Source organism: Streptomyces sp. NPDC006458, assembly GCF_040612135.1.
GTDB lineage: Bacteria > Actinomycetota > Actinomycetes > Streptomycetales > Streptomycetaceae > Streptomyces.
Genome location: NZ_JBEXPR010000011.1, coordinates 60,012 through 77,428, shown reverse-complemented (window position 1 = coordinate 77,428; position 17,417 = coordinate 60,012). Strand labels below are relative to the sequence as shown.

Annotated in this window: 16 protein-coding genes, 5 tRNA genes and 1 pseudogene; 13 read left to right on the top strand and 9 right to left on the bottom strand. The window is 71.7% G+C overall.

Translation table 11 applies throughout. The features are described 5' to 3' along the window. Positions 1–21 precede the first annotated feature (21 nt). From ABZZ79_RS16935 to ABZZ79_RS16925, 3 genes are all read right to left on the bottom strand, one after another. A tRNA-Val gene (locus ABZZ79_RS16935) sits at positions 22–93 on the bottom strand. Between the two features lies 1 nt (position 94). Then, a tRNA-Cys gene (locus tag ABZZ79_RS16930) sits at positions 95–168 on the bottom strand. 37 nt (positions 169–205) lie between these two features. Further along, positions 206–278: transfer RNA gene (locus tag ABZZ79_RS16925), tRNA-Gly, on the bottom strand. Between the two features lie 178 nt (positions 279–456). On the opposite strand from ABZZ79_RS16925, the gene ABZZ79_RS16920 reads away from it, so the two are divergent. The 3 genes from ABZZ79_RS16920 to ABZZ79_RS16910 all read left to right on the top strand — a co-directional run bounded on the left by ABZZ79_RS16920 (position 457) and on the right by ABZZ79_RS16910 (position 3,240). Beyond that, positions 457–1,497 carry a chorismate-binding protein gene (locus ABZZ79_RS16920; RefSeq protein WP_356689700.1) on the top strand — a complete coding sequence of 347 codons (1,041 nt, stop codon included), beginning with the start codon at positions 457–459 and terminating at the stop codon, positions 1,495–1,497. 3 nt (positions 1,498–1,500) lie between these two features. After that, positions 1,501–2,319: an aminodeoxychorismate lyase gene (locus ABZZ79_RS16915; RefSeq protein WP_356689699.1), complete on the top strand. Its 819-nt coding sequence runs from the start codon at positions 1,501–1,503 to the stop codon at positions 2,317–2,319. Positions 2,320–2,415: 96 nt separating this feature from the next. Beyond that, entirely contained in the window at positions 2,416–3,240 is an 825-nt protein-coding gene (locus ABZZ79_RS16910) for a GNAT family N-acetyltransferase (RefSeq protein ID WP_356689698.1), read from the top strand. Between the two features lie 61 nt (positions 3,241–3,301). On the opposite strand, the gene ABZZ79_RS16905 is transcribed toward ABZZ79_RS16910, so the two are convergent. Then, positions 3,302–3,829: a DsbA family protein gene (locus tag ABZZ79_RS16905; protein WP_356689697.1), complete on the bottom strand. Its 528-nt coding sequence runs from the start codon at positions 3,827–3,829 to the stop codon at positions 3,302–3,304. A gap of 253 nt (positions 3,830–4,082) precedes the next feature. Between ABZZ79_RS16905 and ABZZ79_RS16900 the strand changes: the two genes are divergently transcribed. Together ABZZ79_RS16900 and ABZZ79_RS16895 are read left to right on the top strand one after the other, a co-directional pair. Beyond that, positions 4,083–4,520 (top strand): hypothetical protein, encoded by a 438-nt coding sequence (locus ABZZ79_RS16900; protein ID WP_356689696.1) that lies wholly within the window; start codon positions 4,083–4,085, stop codon positions 4,518–4,520. A gap of 195 nt (positions 4,521–4,715) precedes the next feature. Next, positions 4,716–4,868, top strand: a complete 153-nt coding sequence (locus ABZZ79_RS16895) for a hypothetical protein (protein WP_356689695.1) — start codon at positions 4,716–4,718, stop codon at positions 4,866–4,868. A gap of 139 nt (positions 4,869–5,007) precedes the next feature. On the opposite strand, the gene ABZZ79_RS16890 is transcribed toward ABZZ79_RS16895, so the two are convergent. Both ABZZ79_RS16890 and ABZZ79_RS16885 read right to left on the bottom strand, forming a co-directional pair. Then, positions 5,008–5,568, bottom strand: coding sequence for a CGNR zinc finger domain-containing protein (locus ABZZ79_RS16890; RefSeq protein WP_356689694.1), 561 nt, complete (start codon positions 5,566–5,568; stop codon positions 5,008–5,010). Between the two features lie 299 nt (positions 5,569–5,867). Further along, entirely contained in the window at positions 5,868–6,281 is a 414-nt protein-coding gene (locus ABZZ79_RS16885; protein WP_004002642.1) for an SsgA family sporulation/cell division regulator, read from the bottom strand. Positions 6,282–6,472: 191 nt separating this feature from the next. On the opposite strand from ABZZ79_RS16885, the gene ABZZ79_RS16880 reads away from it, so the two are divergent. The 3 genes and pseudogenes from ABZZ79_RS16880 to ABZZ79_RS16870 all read left to right on the top strand — a co-directional run. Beyond that, positions 6,473–6,928, top strand: a complete 456-nt coding sequence (locus ABZZ79_RS16880; RefSeq protein ID WP_356689693.1) for a TIGR02611 family protein — start codon at positions 6,473–6,475, stop codon at positions 6,926–6,928. A gap of 103 nt (positions 6,929–7,031) precedes the next feature. Then, positions 7,032–7,103, top strand: a tRNA-Val gene (locus ABZZ79_RS16875). 721 nt (positions 7,104–7,824) lie between these two features. Further along, positions 7,825–8,705, top strand: a pseudogene (locus ABZZ79_RS16870) (extracellular solute-binding protein); the annotation flags it as partial. 158 nt (positions 8,706–8,863) lie between these two features. Here ABZZ79_RS16870 and ABZZ79_RS16865 read toward each other — a convergent pair. After that, positions 8,864–11,194, bottom strand: a complete 2,331-nt coding sequence (locus ABZZ79_RS16865; RefSeq protein ID WP_356689692.1) for a hypothetical protein — start codon at positions 11,192–11,194, stop codon at positions 8,864–8,866. 96 nt (positions 11,195–11,290) lie between these two features. On the opposite strand from ABZZ79_RS16865, the gene ABZZ79_RS16860 reads away from it, so the two are divergent. Next, a complete protein-coding gene (locus tag ABZZ79_RS16860; protein ID WP_356689691.1) occupies positions 11,291–11,737 on the top strand; it encodes an SRPBCC family protein in 447 nt (148 codons plus the stop codon). Positions 11,738–11,776: 39 nt separating this feature from the next. Then, positions 11,777–11,848 (top strand) — tRNA-Val (locus ABZZ79_RS16855). A 54-nt stretch (positions 11,849–11,902) separates the two neighbouring features. Here the strand turns inward: ABZZ79_RS16855 and ABZZ79_RS16850 are convergent. Next, positions 11,903–12,628, bottom strand: coding sequence for a 3'-5' exonuclease (locus ABZZ79_RS16850; protein WP_356689843.1), 726 nt, complete (start codon positions 12,626–12,628; stop codon positions 11,903–11,905). Between the two features lie 167 nt (positions 12,629–12,795). Between ABZZ79_RS16850 and ABZZ79_RS16845 the strand changes: the two genes are divergently transcribed. The 3 genes from ABZZ79_RS16845 to thrS all read left to right on the top strand — a co-directional run bounded on the left by ABZZ79_RS16845 (position 12,796) and on the right by thrS (position 16,648). Next, the gene (locus tag ABZZ79_RS16845; RefSeq protein ID WP_356689690.1) at positions 12,796–13,362 is read left to right on the top strand and encodes a DUF4365 domain-containing protein; all 567 of its coding nucleotides are present in this window, start codon (positions 12,796–12,798) and stop codon (positions 13,360–13,362) included. Next, complete coding sequence (locus ABZZ79_RS16840; protein ID WP_356689689.1) at positions 13,359–14,579, top strand: hypothetical protein; 1,221 nt, start codon at positions 13,359–13,361, stop codon at positions 14,577–14,579. The genes ABZZ79_RS16845 and ABZZ79_RS16840 overlap by 4 nt, the downstream gene beginning before the upstream one ends. A 92-nt stretch (positions 14,580–14,671) precedes the next feature. After that, positions 14,672–16,648, top strand: a complete 1,977-nt coding sequence (gene thrS, locus ABZZ79_RS16835; protein WP_356689688.1) for a threonine--tRNA ligase — start codon at positions 14,672–14,674, stop codon at positions 16,646–16,648. 83 nt (positions 16,649–16,731) lie between these two features. Here the strand turns inward: thrS and ABZZ79_RS16830 are convergent, their stop codons facing one another. Next, a complete protein-coding gene (locus ABZZ79_RS16830; protein ID WP_356689687.1) occupies positions 16,732–17,403 on the bottom strand; it encodes a potassium channel family protein in 672 nt (223 codons plus the stop codon). Positions 17,404–17,417: the final 14 nt, after the last annotated feature.

The following is a 17,417-nucleotide window of genomic DNA, read 5'->3' as shown; positions in this document are numbered from 1 at the left end:
GACCGAGTCCTTGCGGATCAGTGGACGATACTGGGATTGAACCAGTGACCTCTTCCGTGTCAGGGAAGCGCTCTCCCGCTGAGCTAATCGTCCTTGGAGGTGGAGACGGGATTTGAACCCGTGTAGACGGCTTTGCAGGCCGTTGCCTCGCCTCTCGGCCACTCCACCAGGAGTGTAGGGGATCGGGAACCCCCCTTTTCCTTCGAGCGGACGACGAGGCTCGAACTCGCGACCTCAACCTTGGCAAGGTTGCGCTCTACCAACTGAGCTACGTCCGCCTGTCGTTTCGGTCGGCTTGCGCGTCCCGGCGACGTGTTGAACTCTAGCGGATTCCTGGGCCAGCACAAAAACGCGTTTGTGCAGCGTGCTGCGCCCGACCTGGTCGGCGACCCGGCCGGGGCTCCCGCGAGGACATGCCCAGGTCACCCTCAGGACACCCGCCATAGACTCGACAACGTGCTCGACCTCGTTCCTCTGGCCCGCTTCGGCGACCGCTTCGCCTCCGGCCTTCTCGACGTCACCGACGACCCCGCGGCCCTCGACTCCACCGGCTTCTGGGCCGTCTGCGCCGACTTCGAGGGCCGTTTGACCTGTGCCCGCTTCGCGGACGTCCGCGAGCAGCCGGTGCCCGCGCCCGTGCCGGACGCCTGGCGCGGCCCGTCGGCCGACGAGTGGACGTCCTCGCTCGACCGCGCCGCGTACACCGCGGGCGTGCGCCGCATCCGCGAGCACATCGCGGCCGGCGAGGTCTACCAGGCCAACCTCTGCCGTGTGCTGTCCGCGCCCGTCGCTGCCGACGCCGACGTGGACGCGCTGACCGCCCTGCTGGCCCGCGGCAATCCCGCCCCGTACGCAGGAACGATCCGGCTGCCGGAGCACGGCGTGGAGATCGCCACCGCGTCCCCCGAACTGTTCCTGCGGCGCGCCGACCGGGTCGTCGAGTCGGGCCCCATCAAGGGCACCGGCCGCACCGAGGCGGACCTCCTGGACAAGGACTACGCCGAGAACGTGATGATCGTGGACCTCGTCCGCAACGACATCGGCCGGGTGTGCGCCACCGGCAGCGTGACCGTCCCCGACCTGTGCGCCGTCGAGAAGCACCCGGGGCTGGTCCACCTCGTCTCCACCGTCCGCGGCGAGCTGAGCGACGGCGTCGGCTGGCCCGAACTGCTCACGGCCGCCTTCCCGCCCGGCTCGGTCACCGGCGCGCCCAAGTCGAGCGCCCTGCGGATCATCGAGGCGCTGGAGACCGCGCCGCGCGGACCGTACTGCGGAGCCGTGGGCTGGGTCGACGCCGACCGCGGCACCGCCGAGCTGGCCGTCGGCATACGCACCTTCTGGATCGACCGAGCCGAGGGAGTGCTGCGCTTCGGCACCGGCGCCGGCATCACCTGGGGTTCCGACCCCGAGGGGGAGTGGCGCGAGACCGAGCTGAAGGCGTCCCGGCTGCTCGCGGTAGCGTCGGGAGCATACGAGGTGAATGGAGAGGGGCTCTAGAAAGTGAAGATCTGGCTCGACGGCGGGTTGCAGGACATCGAGTCCGCCCGCGTCTCCGTCTTCGACCACGGCCTGACCGTGGGCGACGGCATCTTCGAGACCGTGAAGGCGGTGGGCGGCAAGCCCTTCGCCCTCACCCGCCACCTCGACCGACTGACCCGCTCCGCCCGCGGCCTCGGCCTGCCCGACCCCGACCTCGACGAGGTCCGCCGCGCCTGCGCCGCCGTCATCGAGGCCAACCCGATGCCGCTCGGCCGGCTGCGCATCACCTACACCGGCGGCCACGGCCCCCTCGGCTCCGACCGCGGCGAGCACGGCCCGACCCTCGTCGTCGCCCTCGGCGAGACCGGCCGGCGCCCCGACTCCACCGCCGCGATCACGGTCCCCTGGACCCGCAACGAGCGCGGCGCCCTGACCGGCCTGAAGACGACCTCCTACGCCGAGAACGTCGTGGCCCTCGCCCGCGCCCATGAGCAGGGCGCCTCGGAGGCGCTGTTCGCCAACACGGTCGGACAGCTCTGCGAGGGCACCGGCTCCAACGTCTTCGTGGTCCTGGACGGAGAGATCCACACCCCGCCGGTCGCCTCCGGCTGCCTGGCCGGCATCACCCGGGCCCTCGTCGTGGAGTGGACCGGCGCCAAGGAGACCGACCTCCCGCTGGACGTCCTCGAACGCGCCGACGAGGTCTTCCTCACCTCCACGCTGCGCGACATCCAGGCCGTCCACCGGGTCGACTCGCGCGAACTGCGAGGCACGGGGCCGGTGACGGCGAAGGCGATGCGGATCTTCGACGAGCGCGCGGGCGACGACCTCGATCCGTAGGCCGGGCGTCGCGGGGGCGGACGGGAAGGCGTCGACAGTGCCCCAGGCGCGTATTTGGGCTGCCGCGGGACCCCTTCGGCGGGTAGAACTCCGGTGATGACAACGACCCTGCGGCCGACCGAGCCGCTTCAGCGTGCCGCCGACGGGGCGCTGTCGCGCCACTTCTCGGTGTGCGTGAACAGCCGTCCCGTCGGCGCGGTGCACCTGGCCACCCATCCCGGGTTCGGGCCGTCCGTCGCCCAGATCCACGCTCTGCGCATCGAGGAACCGGACCGCGGGCGCGGCCGGGGCACGGTGGCGGCGCTGGCCGCCGAGGAGGTGGCCCGCAGCTGGGGCTGCACCCGCGTCGAGATCGCCGTGCCCGCCGACGCCGCGACCGCCCTCCGCCTCGTCACGGCCCTCGGCTACGTCCATCGCAACCGGACCCTGGAGAAGGCACTCGGCGCCGCCGCCCCCGCCCTGCCCCAGGGCAGCAGCGCCCGGCCGATGACCGCGGCCGAGTTCGGGCCCTGGTACGAGCGGGGCGTGGCCGCCTACGCCCAGGACTGGATCGAACGGGGCGTCCCCGAGACCCAGGCGCGGGACAAGGCACGACGTGACCAGGAAGTCCTGCTGCCGCACGGCCTGGACACGGCCGACACCCTGCTGAGCGTCCTGGAGCACGACGGCACGTGCGTCGGCACCCTGTGGCTCGCCCTCCGCCCGGAAGCGGCGTTCGTCCTCGACGTCGAGTCCGACGAGCGCTTCCGGGGCCGCGGCCACGGCCGCTCCCTGATGCTCCTCGCCGAGGCACAGGCCCTGTCCGCGGGCAGGCGGAAGGTCGGCCTCAACGTCTTCACGGGCAACACACCGGCTGAGCGGCTGTACGAGTCACTGGGGTATCAGCCGGTGCGGTACACGATGTACAAGCAGTTGCTCTGACGGTCACCCGCTCCTACGGGTGTGGTCCCCGCGGGCGCGCGGGGACGGGCTCGGCGGCGGCTCAGGCCTGCTCGGCCAGCAGCCGGTCCGCGATCTCCTCGATGCGCTCGCGCAGGCCCTCCTGGCTCTTGCCGCCGTCGAGGCGCTCGCCGCCGATGACATAGGTCGGCGTGCCGGTCACACCGATGGCCTTGCCCTCGGCCTGGTCGGCGTCGACGATCAGGATGTGCCGGCCGTCGATCAGTGCCGTGTCGAACTCCTCGGCGTCCAGGCCGAGTTCACGGGCCGCGTCGACGAGGAAGGCCTCACCCCCGCTCTCCAGCTCCTCGACGCGAGCCAGCACCGCCTCGACGTACGGCCAGCCCTGCCCCTGCTCGACAGCCTCCTCCGCGGCCTGCGCGGCGGCGAAGGCGTGCTTGTGCTTCTCCAGCGGGAAGTGCCGCAGCCGCACCTCCAGCCGGTCCCCGTAGCGGGCGCGCAGGGCACGGAGGTCGTCCAGGGCGGTACGGCAGTCGGAGCACTGCAGCTCGCACCAGACGTCGAGAACGGGGGCCGTGGCGCGCGCGGGGGCGGGGGAGGTGTCGCTCATGGGCCCAGTGTTCCAGCCCAGGTCGGGACGGCCCAACCCGGTGTACGCGGCCCGACGCGGTCCGCGCACCCCGGGCATGACCGGTCCGGTCGCCGTCCCCGGTGGGGGTGTCCCGGACGCCGACCCCGACTCGGGGAGGAGACGACCCGGAGATGTCCCTGATGTCCCGCTGGACCATGGCCGGGCGGGGTGCCGCAGGTGCACGATGGAGGGGACGAACCGCCATGTCCGACGAATGTGCCTGGAGGACCGGATGATTGCCGAGACGGTGTGTTCCGCCGTCGCCGTGGCCGGGCTCGGAATCGCCGCGGTCAACGCGTACCGCAGGCGCTTCCTGTCGGCGGCCAGGATCGCGGCCTACTCCCTCGTGCCGCTCGGCCTGGTGATGACGGGCGTGATCGAATGGCTCGCCGACACGGCCTTCAGCCCGACCGCCTGGGCGGGCTTCGGCGTGCTCGGCCTGGCCTGGGCGCTGTTCGCGACGACCCGCAGAGTCGAGCGCCGCCGGGGCGGCACCCGCAAGGAGCGCCGCGCGGCCGCCGCCGCACAGCGCGACGCCGTCGCCCCGCAGGCGGCAGCCCCCTCCCTCGGCCCGAGCACGCGCGGTGACTCCCGCCCGCGGAGCGCGGCCCGCGGCGAAGGGGACGACTTCAGCGACATCGAGGCGATCCTGAAGAAGCACGGCATATGACCGCCGGGTGAGCCCGGGACCACCCGGCACCACCCGGCAGCACACCGGACAGCCACCGCGTCGCCGGCCGCGGAACGTGTTCGCGCCCGCCTATCCCAAGGCGCGGGTCTTCGTCACAGTTTCCGGCGAACTACCGCTTGATCCGGGCGTGTTGAGCGTGTCAAGGGTGCCGTTTGCGTCATCATCACCCGCGAGATGCTGGACACGACACAGAGCGATGCCGCGCCGCCGAAGGATGAGCCCCGCGGATGCCTCTTCGCCCTTTCCCAGCCACCGCTGATGATCTTCCTTGCGGTGATCGGGAGTCTTCTGCTCATGGCCGCTCTGCACGACCTGCTGCTGCTGTGATCCGTACCCGCGTTCCCCGGCGCCACCCGCCGGGGACCGCGTCACCCTCGCGCGGGCCGTGGAGCCGAGCCGGAAACCACCCGGACAGGGCGGGCAGCGTGCGAGACGCCATCCGGCTCGTGTCCGAAAAGGGACGGCCTCAGCCCGCGGCCTCCTTGCGGCGGGCCCGGTAGGCGGCCACGTGCAGGCGGTTGCCGCAGGTGCGGCTGTCGCAGTAGCGCCGCGAGCGGTTGCGGGACAGGTCGACGAAGGCGCGCCGGCAGTCCGGGGCCTCGCAGCGCCGCAGTCGCTCCTGCTCCCCTGCCACGACGAAGAAGGCCAGCGCCATGCCGCAGTCGGCGGCGAGGTGATCGGAGAGGGAGGCACCGGGGGCGAAGTAGTGCACATGCCAGTCGTAGCCGTCATGGTCGGTCAGCCGGGGCGTGGTGCCCGCAGCCGCGACCAGTTCGTTGATCAGACCCGCGGCCGCGCGGGGATCGGGCGCCGAGAAGATCGCCGCGAACCGTCCGCGGATCTTGCGTGCGGCGGCGAGGTCGAACTCGGAGAGCGTCCCGACGTCGCTGACCTGGTGGCTCCGCACGAAATCCTCGAGGGCCGCCACGTCGGGCAGCCCCTCCGGGGACGACTCGTCCTCCGGTGCGGTGTTGACCAGATCCACCACAGTGTCGAGGGCGCACCGGGTGTCGTGGGTGATCAGCACGTTTCGCTCTCCCTGGCCTGGGGTCGGGCGGACGCCCGCCGATGCTGGCCGATGGTAGTGGCTCCCGGCCGCATCGAAAGGGGCACCGCCCCCGTCGCGATGTCCTTACAACGCGTAACACCCCTCGGTCGTTCCCGAGCCGGGGACCGCGGGCGGGTGACCGGGCCCCGGGAAAGCAGGACCGGCGCCGTCTCCGCGGTGGATCCGCGGCGACGACGCCGGTGTGTGCCGTATGCGGTTGTCCTGGCCCGAGCCGTCTCCCCGAGTGGACGGCGCCGGGCGGTCTGTGAGGTGCTCGCTCAGCTCTCCGCCAGGATGTGTGACAGCTCCTGATCCAGGTCGAAGTGGCGGTGTTCCGTGCCGGGCGGCACGGCCGCGTCCGTTCGCTTCAGGAAGGACTCCAGGGCCCGCGCCGGGGCCTCGAGCAGCGCCTCGCCCTCCGGAGAGCTCAGGGCGATGCACACGACGCCCTGACCGTGACTGCGCGACGGCCAGACACGGACGTCGCCCGTTCCCGTGGGCCGGTGCAGGCCCTCGGCGAGGAGGTCGCGGGCGAACACCCACTCGACGGTCTCCTCGGCTCCGGTGTGGAAGGTGGCGTGCACGGCGTAGGGGTCGGCCGTGTCGTACCGCAGGCCTGCGGGGACAGGCAGGGAGGACTCGCTCGACACAACGAGGCGCAGGTGCAGCTCGCAGCTGACCGTGGTGTTCATAAGCGCCAGGGCCTTTCGCTCAGTGTGCGCTCGGGGATTCGCACGTCGGCGAAATCGACATGCCACCTACGGTGCCGTTGTAAACCCCTCTGCGTGTTTTGCATGTCTTTACGTAACTCTTCCGGCCGAGGGTGGCATCGGAGGGTACGACCATTACGGTGACCGGATTCGGTCCGGTAGGGTTTGGCTGTATGAATACGGGGAGTGACAAGCCGGGCGAGGCAGTGGCCGTGGCATCGGACGGTACGAAAGCGGACGGCGCGCAGGAAGAGCGCGGGCTCGGATCACGGGCCCCGGCGTTCATCAAGGCGAGCCGCGCGCTGCACGTGAGCTGGCAGGTCGGCGTCTTCATCGTCGGCCTGGCCGTCGTCGGAGCCGGCATCGTCATGCTGCCGCTGCCGGGTCCCGGCTGGGTGGTCATCTTCGGGGGCATGGCGATCTGGGCGACCGAGTTCGTCTGGGCCCAGCTGGTGCTCCGCTGGACCAAGCGCAAGGTGACCGAGGCGGCCCAGCGGGCCCTCGATCCCAAGGTCCGCCGTCGCAACATCATCATCACGAGCATCGGCCTGGTGATCGTGACCGCCCTGGTCGGCTTCTACCTCTGGAAGTTCGGCGTCGTCATGCCCTGGAAGATCAAGGACCAGTGATCCCCGCGGGCGCGGTGTCGCCTGCGGCCGGTGACCCGCCACGGGACCGCCCGTGGCTGGTCACAGCCACCCCCTGACATGGGGTAATGTTCTTCCTGCGCCCGGGCGATTAGCTCAGTGGGAGAGCGCTTCGTTCACACCGAAGAGGTCACTGGTTCGAACCCAGTATCGCCCACCCGGAACACCGGCCCGTCTGCTTCGGCAGACGGGCCGGTGTCGTTCGTGCGCCGGTCCGAGGGCGCGGCTGGTGGTCATGGCCCGGCGCGTCCGTCCAAGAGCCGGTGGACTGGCGCTGTGCGGCTGTGCGGCTCGGTGGGGCGGGCTGTGCCGACCGGCTGAGGCCGCCCTGTCTCGGGCTGACCGGGTGTCGTCCGACCCCGGTGAGCCTGGGTGAGTGCCGACCCGGTTGATTGCGTCAGTCGGGAGCCGTCCCGCTCGTTCTCGGGGGTCTCCGTTCGTGCGGTGCGCCCCCGGACTGTCGTCCCGGCCCGGTCGGCGGCTGCACGGCCCGTTCAGGCCACCGTCCGCCCCGTGGCGACACACAGTGACCTCCGTCACCGTCAGGTCCCCTCCCATGACTCACCTGGGGCGGACCGGCGTATCCACTCGCCGAGCACCACGCGCCCTCCCGCGCGTCCCCGGCGACTTTCAGCCGCCCGGCCGACGGGTCCCCCCACCCCCTCCCGTTCGACCCTCCAAACCCACCCCACCCCCCTGCGCCATCACCCGCCCCCCTCGGCCCGACAGCGCCGCGAGCGCCCACCCGCCGGCTCGCCACCTCCCGGAAAAATCCTGTCCGAATCATTGACGCTCCACTCGCCTCTCCGTAACTGTGGCAGCAAGCGCTTACTTGAAACGATTCATGAACGCTGGCGACGCTGCGAGGAGGGTCCGCTGTGGGGACAGCCAAGGTGGAGAGGCGCACGATCCTGAAGGTGGCGGGGGCCTCCGCGGCCGCGCTGGGGCCGGTGGGCGACGACGGCGTGCGGCGGGGGCGACAACGGGGTCGCCGCGGACAGGTCGGTGACGATCCGTTATTCCTGATGGGGTGCCGAGGAGCGGGCCGAGCGGATCAACGAATCCATCGGGCTCTTCGAGAAGAAGTATCCGAAGATCAAGGTGAAGACGGACTTCCAGGACTACCTCTCTTACTCGGAGAAGTTCCAGACCCGGGCCGCCGGTGGAAATCCCCCGGACGTTTTCCAGAACGCCGTCGGATTTCTTCGGAAGTGCGACAAGCGAGGCATCCTTCTCGACCTCAAGTCGCAGATAGACGCGGGCAATCTCCGCCTTGACGACTTCCGGGCCGCCGTCACCTCCGTCGGCGAGGTAGACGGAAAGCAGCCCGGCATTCCGGTCGGCTCCAACACCATGGCGCCGGTGATCGACAAGAGGGTCTGTCAGAAGGCGCGCGTGGCACCGGAGTCGGGCTGGACCTGGGACGAGTACTTCAAGGCTTGAAGACCATTCACGACAGGACCGGCGTGTCCGGCGACAGCGTGCCTACCACGCGATCATGTAGCTGTACGACCTCTGCCTCCGCCAGAACGGCAAGGCCTTCTTCACGGAGGAGGGACTCGGCTTCGGCGTGCAGGTCGGCGGTTGGGTCGGCAACCCCGACTGGGTCCTGTACTGCCTGGTCGCGCTGACCGTCTGGCAGTTCGGCGCCCCGATGGTCATCTTCCTGGCCGGTCGCAAGCAGGTGCCGCGGGAGCTCTACGCGGTCGCCGAGATGGACGGCGCCGGACCGCTGCGCAGGTTCTCGAACATCACGCTGGGAGGACGGTGGGCTGTGGGGTGTCTGTGAGGTGCGGCTCGTCCGTGGCTGGTCGCGCAGTTCCCCGCGCCCTTGAGGCTCGTCCGTGGCGGTCGCGCGGTTCTCCGCGCCCCTTTGGGGGCTGGTCGCGCGGTTCTTCGTGCCCCTTTGCGGGGGTGTCAGTGCATGCCCTGGAGCCTTTGGCGCAGGTGTCGTACGTTTCGCAGGCGCTGCTCGTATGTCGCGCCCAGGGCGAGGAGGAGGAGGCCGGCCAGGGCGGGTGGGGCCCAGCGGGGGAGGGTGTCGGCGAGCTGGACGAGATAGGGGGCCAGTTCGTGCAGGGCGTCCAGGGCGAGTACCGAGCCGCCGAGGAGCAGGGGGGCCTGGAGGTTGTGGCCGCCGCCCAGCAGGGTCACGGCCAGGGCGCCCAGGCCCAGCAGCAGCGGACGCTGCCAGTGCGGGTCGGCCCAGGCCGCCAGCAGGCTCGGCAGCATGGTGGCGGCCAGGCCCGGACCGTACGCCGTCCAGGATGAGGCCCGCGGATCCCGGCGCCGGCGCAGATGGCCGACCAGCAGGGCGGGGATCGTCACCGGCAGTGTGTACGCCTCCGGGTCGGTCACCTCCCAGGCCGCCAGCCGCACCCAGGAGGCCAGCACGAACAGGGCCATGGCCGCGTAGCCCACCTCGCGCCGCTCCGGACGTACGGCCGTGCCCGCGGCGATCACCCCGCACAGGGCCAGCACCAGCGCCAGCATCGACGGGTCGGTCAGCGCCAGGCCGACGGCCACCAGGCCGGACACCGCGCCGGTCACCTCCACCGCCACGCGGGTCGGGCCCTCGGCGCGCGGCGCGTACAGGGCGGCCGCCGCCGGCACGGCCAGCACCAGCAGCGCCGTGTGCTCAGGCGCCCAGCCCAGCGAGGCGCCCGCCGCGCAGGCCAGCGCGGTCGCGTACACCGTCGCCGCCACCGCGGGCAGCAGCCGCCCGGCCAGTACCGCGCACCCCGCGGTCAGCAGGGCCAGCACCGTCAGCGTCGCAGCCTCGGAGGCCAGGGACAGCAGCGCCAGGTCCACCGAGGTGATCAGGGCCAGCACGGTCGGCACCGGGCGGCGCAGGAGGAACAGACCGGCCGTGAGCAGCCCGAGCAGGACCAGGCCCGCGACATACGGCGTCGCCAGCGTCGCGGGCAGCACCAGCGCCCCCGCCCAGGCCAGGCCCAGGGCCGCGTCGAGCGCCCGCGGCCGCCACACGGCCGACCTGACGGCCAGGGCGAGCACCCCGGCGACCGAGCCCAGCACCACCGGCACCAGGGCAGCGTTCGCAGGCCACGGCAGCGTGGCCGCCACCGCCGCGCGCGCGTCCCCGGGCACCCCGGACCACACGCGTGTCACCCAGGCCGCCGGACCCAGCGCGGCCACCGCCACGGCGGGCAGCGCCCACACCAGCGCCAGTGCCTGTACGGACCCCGACGCCCAGAGCGCGCCGTCGCGCACCGGCTGCGGCGCGCGGGAAGCCCGTACGACAGCCAACAGGGCGACGCCCAGGGCGAGATGGACCGGCACCGTCCACAGGCCCGGCAGCGCCGCACGCGGCGCACCGCCCAGCGCGGCCACCACCAGCAGGCCCGCCGTCACGGCAGTACCCAGGGCCACGGCCCGCTGCGGGGCCCGCCAGGCCGCGCCCAGCGCGATCACCGCGGCCAGCAGGAGAAGCGCCGACGCGCGCGCGGCGGCACCAGGGCCGGACGCCGTCAGCGACAGCCAGCCGGCCCCCGCGGTGCCCCAGGCACCCATGCCGAACGCGCCCACCGTCGCCACCCCGCGCACCGTCCCCGCCTCCGGGCGCAGCGCCAGGAGCGTGTCGCAGGCCGCCGTCACCAACAGGGCCGTCGTGATGCCGTACGGACCCGCGTCCATCGCCACCGCGCCCAGCAGCAGCGGGAGTTGGGCCACCGCCAGCGCGGCCGGGACCGGCAGCCGCAGCGCCGGGCCGGAGCGGCGGGCGACCGCGAGGCCGTACCCCGCCCACACCACCGCCAGGACCGCCGAGGCGAGCGCCGCGTAACCGGTGCCGTCGGTGTCCGCGAGCGCCACGCGGTGCAGCGCGTACGCGTCCAGCACGGTCAGCGCCAGACCCAGCCCCGCCACCGACTCCGCCGTCGCGCCCAGGGCGCGCCGCAGCAGCGGCAGCGGCGCCGCGAGCGCGGTCGCGGTCAGCACGCCCAGCACCAGAGCGCGGCCGCCGATCCCGAGGTGCCCCCAGCTCACCACCGTGAACGCGGTCGCCGCGATGGTCAGCAGCACACCGCCCAGCACCAGCAGCACGTTCTGCACCCCCGGCCCGGAGGTCTCCGGGCGCGGCGGCGCGACGCCGGGCAGCGGGCGTACGGGCGTCAGCTGGGAGACCAGCCAGGCGCGGCGGGCCAGCAACTGGGAGCGGCGGGCGTCCAGCCGGAACAGCTCGGCGTCCAGGAGCCGCAACTCCTCGGACGGCGGCGGAAGGTGCGTCATACCACGCAGTGTGGTCGGCGTCACCGCGTACGGCATGAGCACGCGTACTCAGAGAACGTACTCAGAACCGGCCGCGTCACCGGGCAGACTGCTCCCATGGACTGGAACCGGTACCGCTTCCTGAGTCTGTGGTCCCTGCCCGCGCCCCCGGCCGCCGTCTACGCGGCGCTGGAACGCGCCGAGGACTATCCCCGCTGGTGGCCCCAGGTCCGCGCGGTCGAACGCGTCGACGACACCACCGGAGTGATCCGGGCCCGCTCCCTGCTGCCCTACGACCTGACCTTCACCGCGCGCGAGGTGCGCCGCGACCCGGCCGCCGGACTGCTGGAGATCGCCATGACCGGCGACCTGGAGGGCTGGGCACGCTGGACGATCAGCGCCCGCGGCACCGGCACCCTCGCCCGCTACGACCAGGAGGTCGAGGTCACCAAGCCGCTGCTGCGCAGACTCGCCGTGCCGGGACGGCCCTTCTTCCGCGCCAACCACGCCCTGATGATGCGCTCCGGCCGGCGCGGACTGCGGGCCCATCTCGAAGCGGTTTGAAGCAGACGCGCGAGAACCTGTATTGTTCACTGCGTTCCCGGGCGATTAGCTCAGTGGGAGAGCGCTTCGTTCACACCGAAGAGGTCACTGGTTCGAACCCAGTATCGCCCACCGGGAGAAGGCCGGTTCGCCGTCGCGGACCGGCCTTTCGCGTGCACCGGCACCTCAGGCGGCCGCGGGCAGCTGCGGACGCAGCGGCCACGCCGGATCCACCTCCTCCTCGCTGCCGCTGCGCGCGAACCACGCCTGGAGCCCACGGGCCTGTGCCGCGTGCCACACCGCCTGGAGCGTGTGCAGTTCGGCGGGGGACAGACGCTCCAGCCGCGCCGCGAACCGGCGCCCCACCGCCCGTACGACCTCCAGCGCGGCCAGCGCGTCCGCGGCCGCGTCGTGCGCGTCGTCCAGCGCCACCTCGTAGTGCGCGCACAGGTCGGTCAGCGTGCGCCGGCCCTTGCGATAGCGGTCCAGGTGCTTGTCCAGCACCCTCGGGTCCAGCACCAGCAGCGGCGCCGACTCGAACCAGCGGCCCAGCGACGACGCGCGGTGCCGACGCAGCTCACGGTCCAGCATGGTCAGGTCGAACGGCGCGTTCATCACCACCAGCGGGCGGCCCACCGCCGCCTGTTCGTGCAGTGCGGTGGCTATCTCGTGCATCACCGGCGCGGGCCAGCGGCCGTTGCGCACCAGGTGATCCTCCGTCAGTCCGTGCACGGCCGTCGCCGCCTCCGGCACCGGCACACCCGGATTCACCAGCCAGCGGCTCACCCGCGGCCGGGTGCCCGGCGCGTCCTGGACGACGAGGGCGGCCGACACGATCCGGTCGGTCTCGACGTCCACACCCGTAGTCTCCGTGTCGAATGCCGCCAGCGGCCCCTCGTACCAGGTCTTCATCGCCCACAACTCCTCGCTCATCCATGGCAGATGACGTACCGTCTTCTGCCCGTTTGGTGATACCCGGGCTGTTTGCGCACTACGCCGGAAGGAGACAACAGGAGTACGGGTCTTTGCAGTTCAGCGACCCGGTACGGGGAAATCACTAGCCTGGAAGGCTGTTGGACATGGCGATAGCGCAGCCCGAGCGGGGCGGGCTGCTGCCCGAGCGCACGGGCCCCCATCGCGGCACGCTCGCCACCACCGCCTGCATGGAGACACTGCAGGTGGGATATCTGCACGCCGTCGCGGCGGCGGCCGGCTGCTCGCTGTCCCAGCCCTTCCCGGACAACGGCATCGACTGGCACGTCAGCCACAGCGCTCCCGGCCACACGGTCGACGACGAGGTCACCATCAAGGTCCAGCTCAAGGCGACCTACCAGACCGCACCCCACCCGCCCGGCCGCTCCTTCTCCTTCACCCTCGACAACGAGCACCTCAGGAAGCTCGCCCGCACCCCGGTCTCCGTGCACAAGATCCTCGTCGTGATGCTCGTGCCCCGGTCCCAGGACGACTGGCTGCGCGCCGGCCACGACCGCCTCGACCTGCGGCACTGCTGCTACTGGGTCAACCTCGCCGGCCACGCCGTCACCGGCCGGCACCGCACCACCGTGCGCGTCCCGACCGCACGGATCTTCGACGACCGGGCCCTGTGCGAGATCATGACGCGGGTCGGGACGGGAGGCAGACCATGACCCACCGCCCCTACGAGGAGCCCCTGAGGCCGGTGCGCCCCCACCCGGAGGACACACCCTGGAACCGTCCCCCCGAGCCCGCCGACGTCGACCCGGCCGTACTCGGCGCCCTGCTGCACCGGCACGGCTGGCAGCGGCGCGGCGGCGCCCCCGGCCGCTACGGCCGCTGGACCCCGCCCGGACCGGCCGGCGCGGGCACCAGCCTGCTCGTGCCCGAGAGCCGTGCCTTCCCCGACAGCGACGACCTGCTCGGCGAGGCCCTCGTCGCCCTCGCCCGCAGCGCCACGCCCTCGGCCCGCGAGGTCCTCGTCGGCCTCAGCATGCCCAGCGACGAGATCCGCTGGTCGCGCGACATCCCCGCCGGGCCCGCCGGAGCCGCCTCCTGGACCGTCGAGGAACAACTGCGCGCCGCCGCCCGCCAGACGCTGCTCGCCGGGGCCCTCGCCACCCGGGCCCGCGCCGGGTACCACGGGGCCCGGCACCGGCGGCCCGCCGCCGCGCTGCTGGAGACCGTCCTCGTCGGACCGGCCGGGAGCGGCGAGAGCCTGACCGCCTTCGTGCCCGTCACCGGCGGCCGCCCCCTCGCCGTACGTCTGCACCAGGCGCTGTACGCCGCTCGCGAGGCCATCGACTACCAGCGCGCCACCGGCGGCATGGACGCCTTCGACGGCGCGATCGAGGCGGGCGTGAGCCGCGAGCTCACCGAGGCGCTGATCAACCTGGTCCGCGGCAGCGAGGGCGCCCGCATCGCCGTCGAGTGGGCGCCCGCCGCCGGGGTGCCCGACGGCTGCGGCGCCGAGCCCGTGGAGTTCTCGCCCGGCGACCTGCCCGTGCTGCGCGAGGCGGGCGCCCGCTATCTGCGCGGCGAACCCTCCGTGCCCGTACGCCTCACCGGCGCGGTCGTGCGCATGCGCAGGTCAGGGCCGCGCGGCGAGGGCAGTGTCCGGCTGCGCGTCCTCGCGGGCGCCGAGATCCCGCATGTGCGGATCGTCCTCGACGAGGAGGACTACCGCATCGCCGGCCAGGCCCACCTCGTCGGACTGCCCGTGCGGGTGCGGGGCCGCCTGGAGAGCCGGGGCGGCTTCCGGCGGCTCACGGGCGCCTCGGACGTCCAGCCCGTGCAGGTCGACGAGGGGGAGCGGGACCGGCTGATGAAGTCGCTCCAGGAGACCGCGGAGATCACGGCCTTCTTCGAGGAGGCCTGCGGAGGAGATTGATTTCGCGGTTAGGGGTGCCGGGTCGGTACGATCCAGAGTCAACGCGTGCGCTCCGGTATGGCGCCGCGCCCCCCTTCAGTCAGGAGAGACCGGTGTCAGACGTCCGTGTGATCATCCAACGCGATTCCGAGCGGGAAGAGCGCACGGTGACGACGGGCACTACGGCGGCCGACCTCTTCGCCGGCGAGCGCTCGATCATCGCCGCGCGGGTGGGCGGCGAGCTGAAGGACCTCACCTACGTGCTGCTCGACGGCGAGACCGTCGAGGGCGTCGAGATCACCTCCGAGGACGGCCTGGGCATCCTGCGCCACTCCACCGCGCATGTGATGGCCCAGGCCGTGCAGGAGCTCTTCCCCGAGGCCAAGCTGGGCATCGGCCCGCCCGTCAAGGACGGCTTCTACTACGACTTCGACGTCGAGAAGCCATTCACGCCCGAGGATCTCAAGGCCATCGAGAAGAAGATGCAGGAGATCCAGAAGCGCGGGCAGAAGTTCGCCCGCCGTGTCGTCACCGACGACGCCGCCCGCGAGGAACTGGCGGACGAGCCCTACAAGCTGGAGCTGATCGGTCTCAAGGGCTCCGCCTCCAGCGACGACGGCGCGGACGTCGAGGTCGGCGCCGGCGAGCTGACGATCTACGACAACCTGGACGCCAAGACCGGCGAGCTGTGCTGGCGAGACCTCTGCCGCGGTCCCCACCTGCCCTCGACCCGCCTCATCCCGGCGTTCAAGCTGATGCGCAACGCGGCCGCCTACTGGCGCGGCAGCGAGCGCAATCCGATGCTCCAGCGCATCTACGGGACCGCGTGGCCCTCCAAGGACGAGCTGAAGGCGTACCTCGACTTCCTCGCCGAGGCCGAGAAGCGCGACCACCGCAGGCTGGGCAACGAGCTCGACCTGTTCTCCATCCCGGAGCAGATCGGCTCCGGCCTCGCCGTCTTCCACCCCAAGGGCGGCATCGTCCGCCGGGTCATGGAGGACTACTCGCGGGCGAGGCACGAAGAGGAAGGCTACGAGTTCGTCTACACCCCGCACGCGACGAAGGGGAAGCTCTTCGAGACGTCCGGGCACCTCGACTGGTACGCCGAGGGCATGTACCCGCCCATGCAGCTCGACGAGGGCGTGGACTACTACCTCAAGCCCATGAACTGCCCGATGCACAACCTGATCTTCGACGCGCGCGGGCGTTCGTACCGTGAACTGCCGCTGCGCCTGTTCGAGTTCGGCACCGTGTACCGGTACGAGAAGTCGGGCGTCGTGCACGGCCTGACCCGCGCGCGCGGCTTCACACAGGACGACGCGCACATCTACTGCACCCGTGAGCAGATGTCTGAGGAGCTCGACAAGACGCTCACCTTCGTGCTCGGCCTGCTGCGGGACTACGGTCTGACCGACTTCTACCTGGAGCTGTCCACCAAGGACGAGACGAAGTTCGTCGGCTCGGACGAGGCGTGGACCGAGGCGACCGAGACCCTGCGCGAGGTCGCCGAGAAGCAGGGGCTGCCCCTGGTCCCCGACCCGGGCGGCGCCGCCTTCTACGGACCGAAGATCTCCGTCCAGGCCAAGGACGCGATCGGCCGCACCTGGCAGATGTCGACGATCCAGCTCGACTTCAACCTGCCCGAGCGGTTCGACCTGGAGTACACCTCCGCCGACGGCACCAAGCAGCGTCCGGTCATGATCCACCGAGCGCTGTTCGGCTCCATCGAGCGGTTCTTCGCGGTGCTCCTGGAGCACTACGCGGGCGCCTTCCCGGCGTGGCTCGCGCCGGTGCAGGCGGTCGGCATCCCGATCGGCGACGCGCACGTGGAGTACCTGGAGAAGTTCGCCGCCGAGGCGAAGAAGAAGGGGCTGCGGGTCGAGGTGGACTCGTCCTCGGACCGCATGCAGAAGAAGATCAGGAACGCCCAGAAGCAGAAGACGCCGTTCATGATCATCGTCGGTGACGAGGACATGAACGCGGGCACGGTGTCGTTCCGCTACCGCGACGGTTCGCAGGAGAACGGCATCCCGCGTGACGAGGCGCTGGCGAAGCTCGTCGATGTCGTGGAGCGTCGCGTTCAGGTGTGATCCCTTCCCCGCAGACGCGGGGGTGTTCCGCCGTACCCCTCGTCGTCTTGGGGTCGGCGAGAGTGCTCCCCCACACGCGGGGTTCAGGCCCCCGGGGTTGACCCCGGGGGCCTCTTGTCGCTCTCGCGGGAGAAGATCTGCAGAAGCCACGACGAGAACGATCCCGTCACCGCGCCGAGCAGGGCCAGGCCGCCCGCCATCATCCCCGTCGCGATCACCCGGCCACCCGTGGTCACCGGCGTGATGTCGCCGTAGCCGACCGTGCTGAGCGTCTCGGCGGCCCACCACACGGCGTCCCCGAACGACTTCATGGTCGCTCCGGGGGCGCCGCGTTCCTGCTGGAAGACGGCTAGGGCACCGGCGAAGCCGAGGAGCAGCGTCGACAGACTGGCGTAGGCGATCACGCGCGCGTGCAGGGAGAGCCGGGGCTCCCCCTGCCGACGCTGGATGACGTCGTAGAGCGGAACGATCCGCAGCGGTCTCAGCAGCGGCAGGAGGACCACGACAGTGTGCAGGAAGTGCGTCCTGACGAAGCGGGGGAAGCGCTGCCCGCTGAGGCGCCAGTGAATCACGTAGTCCAGGGCGAAAATCATCCAGAGCGCGAGCATCGTGTACCCGCACACGTCCTTCCAGAAGGACGGCATGCTCACCGCGAGAACGCGCGCGGCATAGGCGGCCAGGAAGAGCAGCGAGGCCAGGAACAGCGGGATCTCGGTGCGCTGCTCCCAGCGGGCGTAGGGGCTGTCGTCGTCCACCGGCCAAGCTTGGC